The sequence below is a fragment of the Caproiciproducens puteiluti genome, from assembly GCF_052442865.1.
Classification (GTDB): domain Bacteria; phylum Bacillota; class Clostridia; order Oscillospirales; family Acutalibacteraceae; genus Caproiciproducens.
In genome coordinates this window covers 652,839-668,753 of the sequence record NZ_CP194790.1, presented here as the reverse complement: position 1 = coordinate 668,753, position 15,915 = coordinate 652,839, and the positions used below count along the sequence as shown (strand labels likewise).

Here is a 15,915-nt window from a genome sequence, read left to right as displayed (position 1 = left end):
TTTTTGGGCCGGATGTGCCGCGGAGCGGCAGGATGGTTATTTATTCGGTAAAGGCGAATCGCTGCCAGGGCTTTATGCAGTCGATTAAAAACAGTTCTTCCTCTGCTATCCGCCCGACGACATTGGTGCTCCCGGAGTTCTTCATATCTTTGAGGGCAATCTGCAATTCCCCGGTATAGTTTTTATAGAGCATATTATCGATAGTAATATCGCCCCGCCGGATGTCCCTTGTGTTATGGGGCTTGAATCCGCTTCCGTCCTTTACCCTGCTTTTGCTTGACCGGATCATATATTCCGATATGTCGCCCCTGTTAAAATGGGGCTTGTTAAAGATGATATCCCGTTCAAAATCGGAGATCCCCTCCGCAGGCCGGATTTTCAGAGTCAGCTGATAGGGATCGACCCGGCCGACGGCTTCCAGTTCCTCGTCGGACGCAAAGGCATTGGCGATGATGACGTCGTCGATCAAATCGGTGGAGAACAGGTGCTTTGCCTGCGCCTGGATGGGAAGTCCCCTGTGTTCCTCCAGCGTGCACAGGCCCTCGTTTACAGGCCACGGGCCAAAGCTTGCGCTGCTCGAAGAAACAAATGCCGCGGTGCGGATACGGAAGCTCTTAAACTGCTCGTTGCAGCTCATAAAATGCCGGTATCCAAGCCCGGAATACCTGTGGGGATAGAAGTTATGGCAGCCTAAAAGATTGTCGGCGTTCGGCTGGTAGCTGAAGATATTGTCGATATATTTCGTCCCCGCGCTCATATTCAGTTCAATTTTCAATCCAAGATCATTATAGGACATCACCGATTCCTCATAACCCGTAAATCCGTTGTCCAGGCGGATTCCGTAAAGCCCCATGTCCTTAAAAATCCGCAGATCGTTATAATCCACTTCCAGGTACTGAAAAACGGAGGGGTTGATGTCCGCAATGACCTTCATTCCATACTGATTTGCGTGCGCGATCGTTTTTTTGAACTCGTCAATGATTTTTTCCTTATCCCCTTCCACGGAGAGCAGGCAGGTGAATACTCGTTTAAATCCATACCGGTTCGCCTTGTCGATATAAGCTAAATTTTCTTCCAGCCTTGCGTGGGCCGGATAGACCGAAAATCCGATCGTTCTCATGATGATTCTCCTTTATAGCAGTGCTTACGGCATCGTTTCCTTATCCGGCGGCCGAATCGTCGCCCTTGCTTTCATATAATTTTTCCTGCTCGCAGTATTCTTTGTCCTGCGCTTTGATAAACGGCAGATAAATGAGGAACGAGACCGCTACTTCAACAATCTGAAGGATTGCTCCCCTGATTCCGGAAATGAGGAAGCCCCCGATGATCGGCGGGGTAGTCCATGGAATAACCACGCCGTTGGGATACGGAACCAGCCCGACCGCCATGGTAAAGTAGGTCAATACCGCCAATACCAGCGGAGTGCAGATAAACGGAATCACCATAATCGGGTTGAGGACCACGGGGAGACCGAATATGATCGGTTCGTTGATGTTGAAAAGCCCCGGAAGGATCGCAAGCCTGCCGATTTTTTTGCATTGCTGGGATTTGCAGACCAGCAAAAGGGCAAGGCACAGCCCCAGAGTTGCTCCGCCGCCGCCCAGCCACAGGTAAATGGAGTTGAACTGCTGGGTAATAATGTGGGGCAAAGCTTCCCCTTTTCCAAACGCCGCGAGATTATCCGCCGACAGAGCCAGCCAGATCGGGGTCATGATCGACTGCACGACGTCCGCGCCGGCGATGCCGAACATCCAGAACAGCCCGATAAAAAAGTTTGCGATCAATACGGCACCGAGGCTGTCGCCCAGGGAAACCAGCGGAAGCTGTAAAATCGTATAGATAAAGTTATGGATGGTGCCGAAGGATGTATATGCGAAAATCAGACGGATGATTCCAAAGGCATAAATGGTAATCGCGCCGGGAATCAGCGCTGAAAAGGCCCTTGAAACAGTCGGGGGAACCCCTTCGGGCATTTTAATTACCCACCCCTTGTTCGTTATGTACCGCATGATCTCCGTGGCGAGGATCGCCGAAAGCATGCCCACGAACAGACCCTTCGAGCCAATCCATTCCATCGGAATCACGCTGCCGACCTCATAGGCGGTCTGTGACCCTTCGGGGGTAAAGCTGGTCACGAACGGCGTCAGCACAAAGAAAGAAACCAGAGAGACAACCGCGATGCTGAGGCCGTCCTGCTCATAGTGCTTTGACAGGCTGTTGGAAATCCCGATGATCACAAAGATCGTCATGATCGCCATGGACGCATGGTAGGGAACCAGGAAAAAGTCTCCCCACTGCTTGCCGAAAATGCCGGCCATAAAATCCCCGTATCCCGCGATCGGCAATTCTTCGATCAGCAAGGACATCGCCCCGATGATCAGCAGGGGCATTGCCAGCATAAATCCGTCACGGATCGCGAGCAAATAGCGGTTGTTGGCAATCTTATCCGCTACCGGCATAATCTTTTCTTCCAGAACATTTTCTTTTTTACTCATTTCAATACACCTCCGTTTGAACTCTCACACATTTCAAGGGCTTTTTTCAGCACCTTTTCGCCGTCCATCATTCCGTAGTCCATACTGTTGACTACGTCGACCGGTATCCCTTTTTCGCCGCACGTTTTTTTGGCTCTGGCCAGCGCAAACCGGATTTGCGGTCCCAGCAGAACGACGTCCGCTCCGTCAAGATGCTTTGCCATTTCCGCTTCGGGGAAAGCGTCTATTACCACATCTACCCCTTTTTCCTGTGCCGCTTTCTGCATTTTTGTCACCAGTAGACTGGTGGACATTCCGGCGGAACAAAACAAAAGAATGCGCTTCATTCAGGTTCCTCCTCCTCTGTTATTATATTTAAGTACCAAACCGCCGAGATAACAGCGGCCTGATAGACTTATCCGAATCAGTCCCTTTTGAAGTATCCCTCCTCCCCGGGGGAACCGATCAGCTCCCCTTTGCTCTTTTTCACCGCAAAGTCGGCGATTTTTCTCAGGGAAGCATTCAGGCCGGTGCCGCCTACCTTCGGCGTCTCAATAATATAAACCCGGTTTCTGAAAAGCTCCGTCCCCGTGCTCTCTTTTGCCATGGCGGCGAAAGCGGGGATTTTTTCCCTGCTTTCCAAAGCCTCCGCAAGATATCCGCAGCATTCCCCGAACCGCTTATGATTCAGGGCAGGCCCGCAGATCACCACGTCCGCCCGGAATGTCCGGATGAGCTCCGTCAATTTTGCAGCGGCCTCTTCCCTGTTCTCCAAGAAATAATGGTCTCCGCAGATGACCGTGCCGACGATATCCGCGCCTTTTCTCATGAGCATGGTCCGCAAAAGCATTCCCATGCCCACCGCTCCCTGTTCCGCCCGGGGTTCGATGTCCATCCTTTCATCTCCGCCAAGACCTGCCTGGATCTGGTTTAAAAACTGAACCACCCTGATCATTTCAGCCGCTCTCCTTTCTCCATCCACTCGGTCAGCCCTGCTTTGAGTAAACAAGCTCATATAAATCGATAAACTCTTTGGCCATGTCGATCACGGTAATGGCGCTCATTAAATGATCCTGCGCATGGGCCAGGAGCACCGTCACTTTTTCGATTTCTCCCGCCGCCTCTTTCTGTATGATCTCCGTTTGAAAACGGTGCGCTTCCGTAAGGCAATGGCCCGCCTTCTCAATTGACTCCCGCGCTTTTGCGATCTCGCCCCCTTTTGCGCTTGCGATTGCTTCCATTGCCAGACTTTTGGCATCGCCGCTGTTTACCAGCAGCTGCATGGAAATTGATTCTAAATCCATTTCAAAGTCACCTTTACATCTGTATTTTTCTCTTCCTTCTATTTGAATAAGCATAAATTGTGCCAAAACACAAATTCCTATCAAAACGACGGAGAAACAGCTTCGTCGTTTTAACACGCAAGGAAACCAGAGAATGTGTATTAAATAAAACAGATTATATTTGATGGTAAAACACATTATACGATATAGCAAACATCCTATTTGACTTTATTGTGCATAAGCACTATACTTTTACAGATGAGAAAGATAGGGTGGTAAGCTTGAAGCGGATCGAGATCGTAAGAAAAAAATTAGCCGAGCTTTCTGGCGAACGGGGCGTGACCGCCGGGGACCTGGCGGAAAACCTGGGGCTGTCCCGCGCCAACGTGAGCAGCGACCTGAACAGGCTCTGCGAAGAAGGCAAAGCGGAAAAGTCCGGCTCGAAGCCCGTTTATTACAGGCCCGCCGGCGCTCTTCCCCCTCCAAGCGCCGAGTCCGCACTCGACGCTTTTGTCCGGGAGAACAGGAGCCTTTACCATTGTGTGGAGCAGGCAAAGGCCGCCGTGCTGTATCCGCCGAATGGAATGCATCTGCTGATTTTCGGAGAAACCGGCGTGGGAAAATCCATGTTCGCGGAACTGATTTATCAATACGCACGGGAAAAAGAATGTGTCGGCAGGGACGCGCCTTTTATTGTCTTCAACTGTGCGGACTATGCAAACAATCCCCAGCTTCTGGTCAGCCAGCTGATGGGAACGAAAAAAGGGGCGTATACGGGCGCGGATACGGACAGGCCCGGCTTGCTTGAAAAAGCCGACGGCGGGTTCCTGTTTCTGGATGAAGTTCACCGTCTGCCCCCGCAGGGACAGGAAATGCTGTTCACCTTTATCGACCGCGGCGTCTACCGCCGTCTGGGAGAGGCGGATTTGGAAAGGAGGGCGAAGGTTCTGCTCCTCTGCGCCACGACGGAGGACCCGGATTCCACCCTGCTGAAGACCTTTGTACGCAGGATTCCCATGATCATCAAGATTCCGAGTTTAAGCGAAAGAAGCATGGAAGAGCGGCTGAATCTGATCAGCGGCTTTTTTCGAAAGGAATCCATGAGGCTGAACAAACCGATTTCCGTTTCCGTCAATTCCATGCGGTCGCTCCTGAGTTACCACTGCCCCAACAATGTCGGCCAGCTAAAAAACGACATTCAGATCATTTGCGCCAAAGCCTATTCCGACCTTGTATCCGGCAAAAAAGAGGACCTGCGCATTGTGAGCTTTGACCTGCCCTCTTATATCAAGGAAGGCCTGTACCTTGAAACCACGCACCGTCAGATCTGGAACCGCTTTATCGGGATCAACAAACGCTACTGCGTGTTTGACAGCGATTCCAAAGAACTCCTGTTCCGGAATAATGAAGACGCGGAAAACATCTATGAAATGATCGATACCCGGATGCAGGAGCTAAAGGGAATCGGCGCGGACGAGCAGGAAATCAGCAGGCAGATCGACAAGGAAATCCATCTTTACTTTGAGAAGTACACGGAGCTTTCCAGTCATCCGCAGGATTTTTCAAGCATTACCAATCTGGTGGGCGGAGAAATCGTGCAGACCGTCGACAGGATTCTGGCTCATGCGGAAGAAAAGCTGGAACGCAGTTTCGGGAACAATATCCGTTACGGAATGGCGGTACATATTTACAACTCCGTCAACCGCGTAAAAAGAGGACGCAGGATTGTGAATCCGCAGCTGAACCTGATCCGCAAGGAGCACGATGCGGAATTTACCGTCGCGCTGGAAAGCCTGAAGCTGGTCGATCGGGAATTTGACATCACCATGCCAATCGATGAAGCCGGTTTTCTGGCCGTATTTCTCTGTCTGGACCATCCGATGACCGGGGAAAGGAACGAACGGGTACAGGTGATCGTGATCGCGCACGGCGTGTCAACCGCGACTTCCATGGCGGGCGCGGCAAACCGGCTGCTTGGGATGGACTGCGTGGCGGGAATAGACGCCTCCCTGGACGAAAACCCGCAAAAGGTCTATACCGGCCTGAAAGAATATCTGCTTGGAAGGCCGCAGAAGTCCGACCTTCTTTTGCTGGTGGATATGGGCTCCCTGACCGATTTTTCAACGGCGCTGGAAAACGAGCTCGGCATCCATGTGAAAACCATCCCTCTGGTCAGCACGCTGCACGTGATCGAGGCCGGGCGCAAAGCCGCTTTGGGATATCCGCTGGACTATGTGTATCATGAAACGCTGTCCGTCAACGATCTGCTCAGCGAGACCGACCCGCTGGCTCCCAATAAGGGGCAATTGCCGAAGCTCTTTATCCTTACCGTCTGTACGACCGGGGAGGGCAGCGCGCAGGTCATCAAAAATATTCTGGACAGCCAGCTGGACTACCACAATTCCCTTTGTGAAACGGTCGCCCTAAAGCTTATGGAAGAAGAAAGCATTTCCTCCCGGCTGGACTCCATCAGCCGTATCGGGAAAATCCTCTGTGTTGTCAGCAGCTTTCCAATCGACCTCGCGGTGCCGCATTTCGACCTGGCGGATGTCTTCGACCGAAAGGCCGTACCGAAAATCCAGTCGCTCATCGATACGGAAAACACGTTTGAAGAAATCGGCCGGACACTTTCCAATATGCTGAAAAATCTCAACAGCAAAAGCATTTTCAATGATATCCGGGAAGTGATTCAGGAAATAGAGATGCGCACACAGCGCCGCCTGCTGTCGGACTCGCTGATCGGGGTGCTGTGCCATATCGGGTGCCTGATCGACCGTCTGATCGGGAAGATCGCCATTGAGGAATTTCCCGGCAGGGACGCTTATATCAAAAACAACCGGGAAATTTTTGAAATGATAAAGACATCGTGCGGCAGGCTGGAGCAAAAGTTTAAAGTTCGGATTCCCGACGACGAAATCTGTTATATTGCTTCCTTTTTCGCCGCGGAAAACTGTGTTTCTCCGACATAGGAAAAACGGTCAAACTGTCTTTGGCACGAAAATTGCTTGATAATCAGTGAAACACATTTTAAGGAGGATGCCATTATGACGTCACAGACAGTACAGATATCCAACAAGGTCGGATTGCACGCCCGTCCGGCTTCCATGCTGGTTACGGCCGCCGGCAGATATGATTCCGAGATCATCATCAAAAACGGTTCCCGCTCGGCCGTCGCGAAATCCATGATCAGCCTGCTCGCCCTGCAGGCAAAGATGAATGATATTGTCACGATCCAAGCGGACGGAAAAGATGAAATAAAAGCGGTCGCGGAGCTGACCCAGCTGATTCAATCAAAATTCGGAGAAGACTAATTCCTGATTAGGAGGCCCATTATGAAAAAAGGCATTGGAGTTTCCAAAGGCTACGCGGTGGGAAAAGCCTATGTCATCGGCACGGACGCAGCTTTGCGCTTTCAGGAGACTGCGGAGAACCCCGCCGCGGAAGCAGACAGGCTGACAAAGGCAATGGAACTGTCCAAAAAACAGATTGAGGAGATTGTAAAAAAGGCCCGCGAAAAGCTGGACGCCAAAAACGTGGAAATTATCGAAAGCCATCTGAATTTTATAGACGACCCCGCATTGACCGGGGAAGCTTTCCATAAAATAAAGCAGGAATCCGTAACCGCGGAAAAGGCCCTCTCCGACGTGACCCGGACCCTGTACGACACCTTTTCCGCATTTGAGGACGGCTATATGAAAGAGCGCGCCGCGGATATTAAAGACGTGGGTTCCAGAATCCTGCGCAACCTCGCGGGGCAAAGCGGAGAAATCGATTTTGCCGGTCTGCCCGCCAGAACCGTCCTTTTCGCTCATGATCTGAAGCCTTCGGACACCGCGCAGATCGACAGGGAGAAAGTATTGGCACTGGTGACCGAAACGGGCGGAGAAACCTCCCACACGGCCATTCTCGCAAAAGCGCTGGACATTCCGGCGGTCGTCGGCTGCAGGGATATCCTCGCGGATGTCCGCGGCGGCGATACGGTCATTGTGGACGGCGTATCGGGAGAAGTGCTGGCCCGCCCCGACGCCGAAGCAATCAAAAAGTACCGGATGCTTGAAAATCAGTTCAACCGGAAAAAAGAGGACGGGAAACGCACGGCCGGCGCCAGAATCTGTTCCGGGGACGGAAGGCGGATTTTGGTCGCAGCGAATATCGGGGGCATCAGGGACATTGAGGCCGCGCTGAAAAACGGCGCGGAAGGCGTCGGGCTTTTCCGGACGGAATTTTTATATATGAACAGGGCATCCATGCCCACCGAGGAAGAGCAGTTCCAGATTTACAGAGAAGCGGCCGAGCTGCTGGACGGCAGGCCCCTTACCATCCGCACCCTTGATATCGGAGGGGACAAAAGCCTCCCGTATCTTCCGATGAACAGGGAAAGCAATCCCTTTCTCGGACTGAGGGCGATCCGGCTTTGCCTTCAGAATCCGGAGCTGTTTCAGACACAGCTCCGGGCGATTCTGAGGGCGTCCGCATTCGGAAATATTCAAATCATGTTCCCTATGATCAGCTGCATGGAAGAACTGGAGCGCGCGAAAAACGCCCTGAACACCTGCAAATTACAGCTGGAACAGGAGGGCGTCCGTTTTTGTCCTTCCATTCCGACCGGAATGATGATAGAGATTCCGTCCGCCGCGCTGACCGCGGAGGAATTCGCGAAGCAGGTCGACTTTTTCAGCATCGGGACCAATGATCTTACGCAGTATACGCTGGCGGTGGACAGGATGAATGAGAGTATTTCCGATTTATACAATCCGCTGCATCCGGCTGTTTTGCGCCTGATCCGGATGACGATTTCCGCCGCGCATCAATCCGGGATTCCCTGCTGCCTGTGCGGCGAGCTGGCATCCAACGAGCGGGCAATTCCCCTGCTGCTGGAATACGGGCTGGATGAATTTTCCGTAAGCCCGGGAATGATCGCCGAAACCAGAAGCACGCTGCTTCAATGCATCGGTACATAAGGGGAACCGCCTCTTTGGCCGGAAGGTGATTTTGTGGAGCTTTCATTTATAAAAAATCAGACGCAGAGGCAGAGCCAAAGCCAGAAGCTGAACTTGACGGCGGAGATGAGAGAATCCCTTGCCCTGCTGCAGATGCCCCTTGCGGAACTGCGGCAGCGGGTGGAAGAAGCCGTCATGGAAAATCCGGTGCTGGAGTATGACGGCGATGGCCCGCAGGAAGACCCTCTGTTTTCCGACTGTGCGCTGGCTGACGACGGTGAATCCTATCAGGACGAGAAAAGCGCTCTGGAAATTGCTAAAATGCTTTCTCTGGACGGCTGCGTCCCCGGCGTCCGTCAGCCCTTTTATGGCGATGAGGAGAATTTTGACCCGTACGCTACGCTTTCAGCGGAAGACACCTTTACCGATTATCTGCTGCGCCAGCTTGGAGAAAAGGAAGTCGACCGGACTGCCGGGCGCATTTGCAGCTACATCATTCAGGACCTTACTGAAAAAGGGTATCTCGGCAGCAGCGTGGAAGAGCTTTCCCGGTATTTGGGGCTGCCGGTCGAAAAAATAAAGGAAGCTGTAAAAATCGTTCAGACGATGCAGCCGCCGGGGGTCGGCGCCGCAAATATAACGGAATGCCTGCTGCTTCAACTGGGGCAGTGTTCGGAGTGCGACACGGCGATGGTCAAAGAGATCATTGAAAAACATCTCGGGCTCCTGAGCGAAAATAAAATACAGGTTATTGCAAACCGGCTCGGTACTTCCCTTCAGGCCGCGAAAAAGATGTGCGATTTTATCCGCGGCCTGAACCCAATTCCCTCCCGGGGGTTTCAGACGGACCGCAGCGGCGGATACATCATCCCCGAGGCGGTCATTTGTAAAGACGGGCAGGGCGATTTTTTTATTCGCGACAATGAGAAGGCTTTTCCCCATCTGCACATCAGCAGTTTTTATCAAAAATTACTTTTCGAGGAAAATGACCGCGAAACTCTCGCGTATCTCAAAGATAAAACAAAACAGGCGTCGTTCCTCATAAAGCAGCTGTCCAGCCGGAAAAGCACCGTACTGCGCGTACTAGAGAAGATCGTCGAGCTTCAGAAGGATTATTTTGAACACGGTGTATCCTGCCTGAAGCCGATGTCCATCGCAGAGGTCGCGGACCGGCTTCATCTGCACCAGTCGACCGTCAGCCGCGCAATTTCCGGAAAGTACATTGTGTGTTCCTCCGGGACAGTCAGCATCAAATCCCTCTTTACCTCAAAAATACGGTCACGGGAAAAAGAAGACTGTTTTTCTTCTCTGCAAATCAAGGAAATCATCCGCAGCCTGATTGAGCACGAAAACAAGTCCGCGCCGCTCTCGGATCAGAAGATTACCCGGAGCCTTCAGGAAAAGGGCATTGACATTTCCAGGCGTACCGTGGCAAAATATCGGTATGAGATGGAAATCCCCGCAGCGGAAAAACGGAAAATGTACCGATGAAGGCCACGCCCCGTGCTGCCGGGCACAATGACACAGAAAGCAAGGAATGATGGAGGCTGCATGAAGAGGGAAGAATTTTATAGTCTGGTTTACCGTGTGGTCGCCGTGATCCCATATGGCAGGGTCACAACGTACGGACAGATTGCTTTGATGCTGGGGATGCCGCAATACGCAAGACTGGTCGGCCATGCCCTGCACCGCGCGCCCGGATATCTGGAGCTGCCCTGCCACAGGGTGGTAAACAGCACGGGACGGCTGGTCCCCGGCTGGAACGAACAGCGGACGCTTCTGTCAAACGAAGGCGTGTATTTTAAAGACAACGGCAATGTGGATTTAAAACGAAGCATCTGGCGGTGGGACGCGGCGGACATACGGGAAAATATCCCAAAGCACCTATAGAAAAAGAAGCCGGGCATTGATGCCCGGCTTCTTTTTCTATCACTCTTCTTTTTTGTAGGCCAACACTCTTTGCAGTCCTCAGGGGATTATCTCCAGCGTCTGCGGCGCAACCATGCCGTCCGCCATCCCGAACGCTTTCAGTACCGGCGTTTCCTTCGCCAATGAAAGAATCAGATAACTGGCCTTTGAATCATAGGCCAGCCGGATATCTTCCCCGGACGGCCGCGCGGGAGTGGAAGGATGAGAGTGAAAGTTTCCGAGCGGCGAGAGGCCCAGCGCGCGCATATCCCGGACAGCCGCAAGCTGTTCCCCGGGGTCAATGGAAAAATGCTCCGGACTTTGGTCGGGGTTTGATAAAAGGTACACCTTTTCCACGGTTTTAAGACCGCCCTCTGCCGTTCCCGCAATCAGCCCGCAGGATTCATTGGGCAAGCCCGCTTTTGCGTGGGCGACAATGGCGTCATAATCCCCTTGTTTGAGTCTGACAGTCATTTTAAATCACACACCGCCTGTTCGTAATCAAACGGCTTCAAAATGGTGGGATGCTCCCCGCAGACGGCGCAGTCCTTCGCCGGCGGCAGCTTGATTTTGCGAAACTCCATTTTGAGGGCGTCATAAGTCAGCAGGTACCCGGTCAGGAGCTCCCCCCTGCCGATGATGTATTTGACCGCTTCCATGGCCTGCAGGGAGCCGATCACGCCCCCCATAGCCCCGATGACCCCGGCCTGCCTGCAGGTGGGTACCGCGTCCGGCGGGGGCGGCTCTTTGAAAACGCAGCGATAGCACGGACCCTGCCCCGGTACATAGGTCATGAGCTGGCCCCGGAAGCGGATGATCCCCGCATGGGAAAAGGGCTTTTTCGCCAGCACACAGGCGTCGTTGATGAGGAATTTCGCGGGGAAATTGTCGGTGCCGTCGATGATAAAATCATAATCCGCTATCAGCTCCATGATATTGTCCGCCGACACAAAGGTCCGGTAGGTATTGACCGTAATGTCCGGGTTGATGGCCTCTATGGTCTCTCTGGCCGACTGCACCTTTGCCTTGCCTAAGTCCGGGGTGGTATGAATGACCTGCCGCTGAAGGTTGGACAGGTCCACCTCGTCGGCGTCGGCGATGCCGATGGTCCCCACTCCGGCGGCGGCCAGGTAGAGAGCGGCGGGCGCGCCCAGGCCCCCCGCCCCGATAATCAGCACCTTGGCGTTCAACAGCTTTTTCTGCCCCTTCACGCCCACTTCGGACAGGATAATATGGCGGGAGTAGCGTTCCAGCTGGTCATTGGTAAAAGCCATCAGGGTTGCCCTCCTCCCATGAAGTACAGAAATTCCACGATATCGCCGTCCTGCAGAACGGTTTCGGAAAAGGTATCTCTCTGAATAAATTCATCGTTGACCGACACGGTAACATACTCCGGCGTCTCCACCTGCTCCCGTTCGATCAGCTGTGCTACAGTCAAGCCCCCGGCGTATTCTTTTTGAACTCCGGCCACGGTAAGTTTCATTTTGACTCCTCCAAAATTCAATTGATCGTTTCACGTATTGTTTCCCTGCCTGTAACCCCAACTTGCGGAGCTGTTCCGCGTATCTGTCCGGGCTTGCCGATCACCTGACCGGCGCTTAATCGGCCGTTTTCCGGACAATGAGGTTATAGGTGCCGTCGCCGTTGTCAGTGAGCTTCAGAATCTGATGCCCTTCTTCTTTGACGCTGCGGGGCACATTCTGCACCGGCTCACCGTCATTCATGCGAATAGAGAGAATCTGTCCCTCCTCCAGTTCTTCCAGCGCGACCTTTGCCTTGACAAAGGTCACCGGGCAGACCACATCCGTGATATCCACTGTTTCGTCAATGAGGTATTTACCCACGATACGCCGCCTCCATTTCTGCATGGAATACGTCCCAGCCCGCCCGATCGATAGCCACCCGGAAACGTTCGCTGGGCTTGGCGTGCTGATCAAAAAACGTCAGGGCCGCGTCAGCCACCCGGAACAGCGTCTCCTTGTCATGGATAATGGGTAAAAACTGCTTTCCCTTGGCGATCAGGTTCCCGAAGGTGCCGCCGAAAGAAAGAAGATACCCCGGTTCGCTTTTCCACGCGTCAAAGGGACAGGATTTGGCGCACCGGCCGCAATAGCTGCATTTGCTTTCGTCCAGCAAAATCTCGCTGTCGGTTTGGGTGATGGCCCCTTCCCGGCAGGCTTTCGAGCACACGCCGCAGAGGGTACAGGCATCCGGAAGCCACTCGACCGCATAGCCGCCTTTAATGCCCAGATCGTTTTCCTCTGCCTTGAGGCAGTTGTTCATACAGCCGGTGATCCCGAATTTGAATTTGTGGGGCAGCTCCCGGCCAAAATAGCGGTCGGAAATTTCCACCGCCAGCGAGTAGGTGTCGATGCAGCCGGAGGAGCAGATTTTGCTGCCCTGACAGGCTGTGACCGTGCGCACGCGGGGCCCGCACACGCCGGTGTCGACACCTCCCGCTTTCAGTTCCGCCTTGACCGGCTCCACATCGTCCAGCTTGATGAAGGGAATCTCCACTCCCTGCCGGGAGGTAAGGTGCACGTACCCGTCGCCGTATTTTTTGCTGATCTCGGCGACAGTCAAAAGCTGGTCGGCAGTAAGGTTTCCGCCCACCACCTTCAGCCGGAGGGAAAAATTATTTTTCTGCACCTGCCTCATAAATCCGCCGTTTTTTAACGCTTTGTAATCAGTCGCCATTCAAAATCACCGCTTTCTTGTATTTTGGAAACCGCCCGGGAATCCGGCCGGAGGGTGAAAATCGCTCCGCCATGCCGCTGTGCAGCGGCTTTATGCTAAATCTCATAATCTTTCTCCCAAACCATCACCCTGCGGTACTTTCCAAAGTCCCGCGGAGGGTTTGTTTCCAATTCGATACCATTTGCGTCCAGGAGCGGGTATCGGCGTTCACGCGAACCAAATCCGGCAAAAACGCCGCCCCGGATATTGGCAAAGCCAAAGTCGGACGCCAGATCGAAATCGGCAGGATATTCGAAGGCTCCGCTCTGCAGGGGCAGCGCATCCCCCTTTGCATAGGTGACCGGCGAAGGGCTGTGCCGCAGAACGGTATGGACGTCCGCATGATAGTAAAAACGGTCGAAAAGGTTGATTTTCAGCTTGTCGGAGCCGTCGCGCAGGAAAACGCCGTCCCGCTTTCCGTCCCCCGCGGCCTCAATGACGCCGCAGGCGGCGGTGGCGTGGGTGATCCGGTCAATTAAGATCAGCTCGCCCAGCGTTTTGTGCAGTCGGAATTCATCCAGCACCGCCGGTTCGGAAAGCACGATCTCGCACCGGACGATTTCATTTTTGGTAACCGAGCTGGCGGAAAGCAGCGCGCCGCTGTTTACGTCCACCTTATGGCGGATTCCCGTAACAATGGCGGGGAGCAGCTTTGTCCCCAGCTTGATCCAGTAATCCTTTCCGGGAACCAGCTTCTGGTCATCCATCCAAAGCAGGGTGGCCGAGAAGGATTTTGCCGTTTTCAGTTCGGCGTTTCTGGCCAGCACACAGCCGCGCGAAACATCCACCTCGCGGTCCAGCTGAATGGTGACGGGCTGGCCCAGAGCCGCGTCCTCCGCCTGTTTATCCGCGATATGAATCGACTTGACCAGCGCGGCTTCGCCGCTGGGCAGGGCGGTCAGCAGATCGCCGACCGCGACTTTTCCGGCTTCAATCTGCCCCTGAAAGCCGCGGAAGCTGTGGTCCGGACGGCAGACCCGCTGCACCGGCATATAGAACCCGGCTTCCGGCACGCCCCCCGAAATGTCCACCGTTTCCAGATGCTCCAAAAGGGTCTCGCCGCGATACCACGCCATTTTGCCGGAATGCCGGGTGACATTGTCGCCCTCGGTAGCCGAAACGGGGATGATAACCGCGTTTTCCAGCCCCAGCTCCTCCCGGAGCTTTCCGATCTCCCCGGAAATCTCGAGAAAGCGTTTTTCATCATATCCGATCAAGTCCATTTTGTTTACCGCGAACACAAAATACCGGATGCCCATCAGGGCGCAGATCCGGGCGTGACGGCGGGTCTGTACCAGCACGCCCTGAGAAGCGTCCGCCAGAATCACCGCCAGATCGGCAAAGGACGCCCCCACCGCCATATTCCGGGTGTATTCCTCATGGCCGGGGGTGTCCGCTACAATGAAGCTGCGCCGGTCCGTGGTAAAGTAACGGTAGGCCACGTCAATGGTGATTCCCTGCTCGCGCTCGGCCATCAGGCCGTCCAGCAGGAGGGAGTAGTCGATTTTCCCTCCCCGGCTGCCCACCTGACTGTCCAGGACCAGCGCCTGCTCCTGATCGGTGTACAGCAGCTTGGAATCGTAAAGGATATGCCCGATCAGGGTGGATTTTCCGTCGTCCACGCTGCCGCACGTGATAAATTTTAGAAGTCCGTTTTCCGCATTGCTCATTAGAAATATCCCTCCCGTTTGCGCCGCTCCATGCTTCCCGCCTCTTCGTTGTCAATGACCCGGCTGGTACGCTCGGAGGTCACGGCGGCAAGCGTTTCGGCAATCACCGCGTCCAGCGTTTCGGCCTCGGATTCCACCCCCCCGGTAAGGGGGTAGCAGCCCAAAGTGCGGAAGCGCACCTTTTTCATCTGCGGCTTTTCGCCCGGAAACAGGCGCATCCGGTCGTCATCCACCATAATGATATTGCCGTCCCGGTACACCACCGGGCGCTCGGCGGCAAAATACAGCGGCACGATCTCAATATTTTCACGGCGTATGTATTGCCAGATATCTTTTTCCGTCCAGTTGGAAATGGGGAATACCCGCATGCTTTCGCCTTTGTTGATCCGGGTATTGTAAAGCTTCCACATTTCGGGCCGCTGGTTTTTGGGGTCCCAGGCATGATGTTCATTGCGGAAAGAAAAAATCCGTTCCTTGGCGCGCGACTTCTCCTCGTCGCGCCGCCCGCCGCCGAAAGCCGCCGTAAACTGATATTGGGTCAGCGCTTCCCTGAGCGCCTGTGTCTTCATGATGTCGGTATAGGCCGCGCCGTGGTCGAACGGGTTGATTCCCTGGGCGATCGCGGCTTCATTGCGATGAACCAGCATATTGATGCCCAGTTCCTTTGCCCGCCTGTCCCGAAATTCAATCATTTCATGAAACTTCCAGCTGGTGTCGATGTGCAGAAAGGGAAAGGGCGGTTTTTCGGGATAGAAGGCTTTCAGGGCCAGATGGAGCATGACCGACGAGTCCTTGCCAATGGAATAGAGCATGACCGGCCGCTCGCATTCCGCGGCTACCTCCCGGAAAATATAGATGGCCTCGGCCTCCAGTTTATCTAAGTGCGTCAGTGGCATGGAGTTCA

At 53.9% G+C, this 15,915-nt stretch carries 17 protein-coding genes; 5 read left to right on the top strand and 12 right to left on the bottom strand.

Features of this window, described 5'->3' with window-relative positions:
* Window positions 1–40: 40 nt before the first annotated feature.
* The 5 genes from ACRQU7_RS03270 to ACRQU7_RS03250 form a co-directional block, all read right to left on the bottom strand.
* Complete coding sequence (locus tag ACRQU7_RS03270; protein ID WP_444643670.1) at window positions 41–1,120, bottom strand: DUF871 domain-containing protein; 1,080 nt, start codon at window positions 1,118–1,120, stop codon at window positions 41–43.
* A gap of 40 nt (window positions 1,121–1,160) precedes the next feature.
* A complete protein-coding gene (celB, locus tag ACRQU7_RS03265) occupies window positions 1,161–2,495 on the bottom strand; it encodes a PTS cellobiose transporter subunit IIC (protein ID WP_444643668.1) in 1,335 nt (444 codons plus the stop codon).
* On the bottom strand, window positions 2,492–2,821 hold the full coding sequence (locus ACRQU7_RS03260) for a PTS sugar transporter subunit IIB (protein WP_141827119.1): 330 nt from the start codon (window positions 2,819–2,821) through the stop codon (window positions 2,492–2,494). Before ACRQU7_RS03260 ends, celB begins: the two co-directional genes overlap by 4 nt.
* A gap of 77 nt (window positions 2,822–2,898) precedes the next feature.
* A complete protein-coding gene (locus ACRQU7_RS03255; RefSeq protein ID WP_444643666.1) occupies window positions 2,899–3,429 on the bottom strand; it encodes a glycine/betaine/sarcosine/D-proline family reductase selenoprotein B in 531 nt (176 codons plus the stop codon).
* A gap of 31 nt (window positions 3,430–3,460) precedes the next feature.
* Window positions 3,461–3,778: a PTS lactose/cellobiose transporter subunit IIA gene (locus ACRQU7_RS03250; RefSeq protein ID WP_444643664.1), complete on the bottom strand. Its 318-nt coding sequence runs from the start codon at window positions 3,776–3,778 to the stop codon at window positions 3,461–3,463.
* A 260-nt stretch (window positions 3,779–4,038) separates the two neighbouring features.
* Here ACRQU7_RS03250 and ACRQU7_RS03245 point away from each other — a divergent pair, with 260 nt between their 5' ends.
* From ACRQU7_RS03245 to ACRQU7_RS03225, 5 genes are all read left to right on the top strand, one after another.
* Window positions 4,039–6,726, top strand: coding sequence for a sigma 54-interacting transcriptional regulator (locus ACRQU7_RS03245; protein WP_444643662.1), 2,688 nt, complete (start codon window positions 4,039–4,041; stop codon window positions 6,724–6,726).
* 75 nt (window positions 6,727–6,801) lie between these two features.
* Window positions 6,802–7,068 (top strand): HPr family phosphocarrier protein, encoded by a 267-nt coding sequence (locus tag ACRQU7_RS03240; RefSeq protein ID WP_444643660.1) that lies wholly within the window; start codon window positions 6,802–6,804, stop codon window positions 7,066–7,068.
* Window positions 7,069–7,089: 21 nt separating this feature from the next.
* The gene (gene ptsP / locus ACRQU7_RS03235; protein ID WP_444643658.1) at window positions 7,090–8,718 is read left to right on the top strand and encodes a phosphoenolpyruvate--protein phosphotransferase; all 1,629 of its coding nucleotides are present in this window, start codon (window positions 7,090–7,092) and stop codon (window positions 8,716–8,718) included.
* Between the two features lie 33 nt (window positions 8,719–8,751).
* Window positions 8,752–10,188: an RNA polymerase factor sigma-54 gene (gene rpoN, locus ACRQU7_RS03230; RefSeq protein WP_444643656.1), complete on the top strand. Its 1,437-nt coding sequence runs from the start codon at window positions 8,752–8,754 to the stop codon at window positions 10,186–10,188.
* A 60-nt stretch (window positions 10,189–10,248) separates the two neighbouring features.
* Window positions 10,249–10,587 (top strand): MGMT family protein, encoded by a 339-nt coding sequence (locus tag ACRQU7_RS03225; protein WP_444643654.1) that lies wholly within the window; start codon window positions 10,249–10,251, stop codon window positions 10,585–10,587.
* 78 nt (window positions 10,588–10,665) lie between these two features.
* On the opposite strand, the gene ACRQU7_RS03220 is transcribed toward ACRQU7_RS03225, so the two are convergent.
* The 7 genes from ACRQU7_RS03220 to cysD all read right to left on the bottom strand — a co-directional run bounded on the left by ACRQU7_RS03220 (window position 10,666) and on the right by cysD (window position 15,907).
* The gene (locus ACRQU7_RS03220; protein WP_444643652.1) at window positions 10,666–11,079 is read right to left on the bottom strand and encodes a M67 family metallopeptidase; all 414 of its coding nucleotides are present in this window, start codon (window positions 11,077–11,079) and stop codon (window positions 10,666–10,668) included.
* Window positions 11,076–11,879: a HesA/MoeB/ThiF family protein gene (locus ACRQU7_RS03215; RefSeq protein ID WP_444643650.1), complete on the bottom strand. Its 804-nt coding sequence runs from the start codon at window positions 11,877–11,879 to the stop codon at window positions 11,076–11,078. The genes ACRQU7_RS03220 and ACRQU7_RS03215 overlap by 4 nt, the downstream gene beginning before the upstream one ends.
* Entirely contained in the window at window positions 11,879–12,088 is a 210-nt protein-coding gene (gene thiS / locus ACRQU7_RS03210) for a sulfur carrier protein ThiS (protein WP_141827109.1), read from the bottom strand. Before thiS ends, ACRQU7_RS03215 begins: the two co-directional genes overlap by 1 nt.
* A gap of 115 nt (window positions 12,089–12,203) precedes the next feature.
* Window positions 12,204–12,473 carry a sulfurtransferase TusA family protein gene (locus ACRQU7_RS03205; RefSeq protein WP_444643648.1) on the bottom strand — a complete coding sequence of 90 codons (270 nt, stop codon included), beginning with the start codon at window positions 12,471–12,473 and terminating at the stop codon, window positions 12,204–12,206.
* Window positions 12,442–13,302 (bottom strand): 4Fe-4S binding protein, encoded by an 861-nt coding sequence (locus ACRQU7_RS03200; RefSeq protein WP_444643646.1) that lies wholly within the window; start codon window positions 13,300–13,302, stop codon window positions 12,442–12,444. Before ACRQU7_RS03200 ends, ACRQU7_RS03205 begins: the two co-directional genes overlap by 32 nt.
* Window positions 13,303–13,397: 95 nt before the next feature.
* Window positions 13,398–15,011: a sulfate adenylyltransferase subunit 1 gene (locus tag ACRQU7_RS03195; protein ID WP_444643644.1), complete on the bottom strand. Its 1,614-nt coding sequence runs from the start codon at window positions 15,009–15,011 to the stop codon at window positions 13,398–13,400.
* Window positions 15,011–15,907, bottom strand: coding sequence for a sulfate adenylyltransferase subunit CysD (gene cysD, locus ACRQU7_RS03190; protein WP_444643642.1), 897 nt, complete (start codon window positions 15,905–15,907; stop codon window positions 15,011–15,013). Before cysD ends, ACRQU7_RS03195 begins: the two co-directional genes overlap by 1 nt.
* Between the last annotated feature and the right edge of the window lie 8 nt (window positions 15,908–15,915).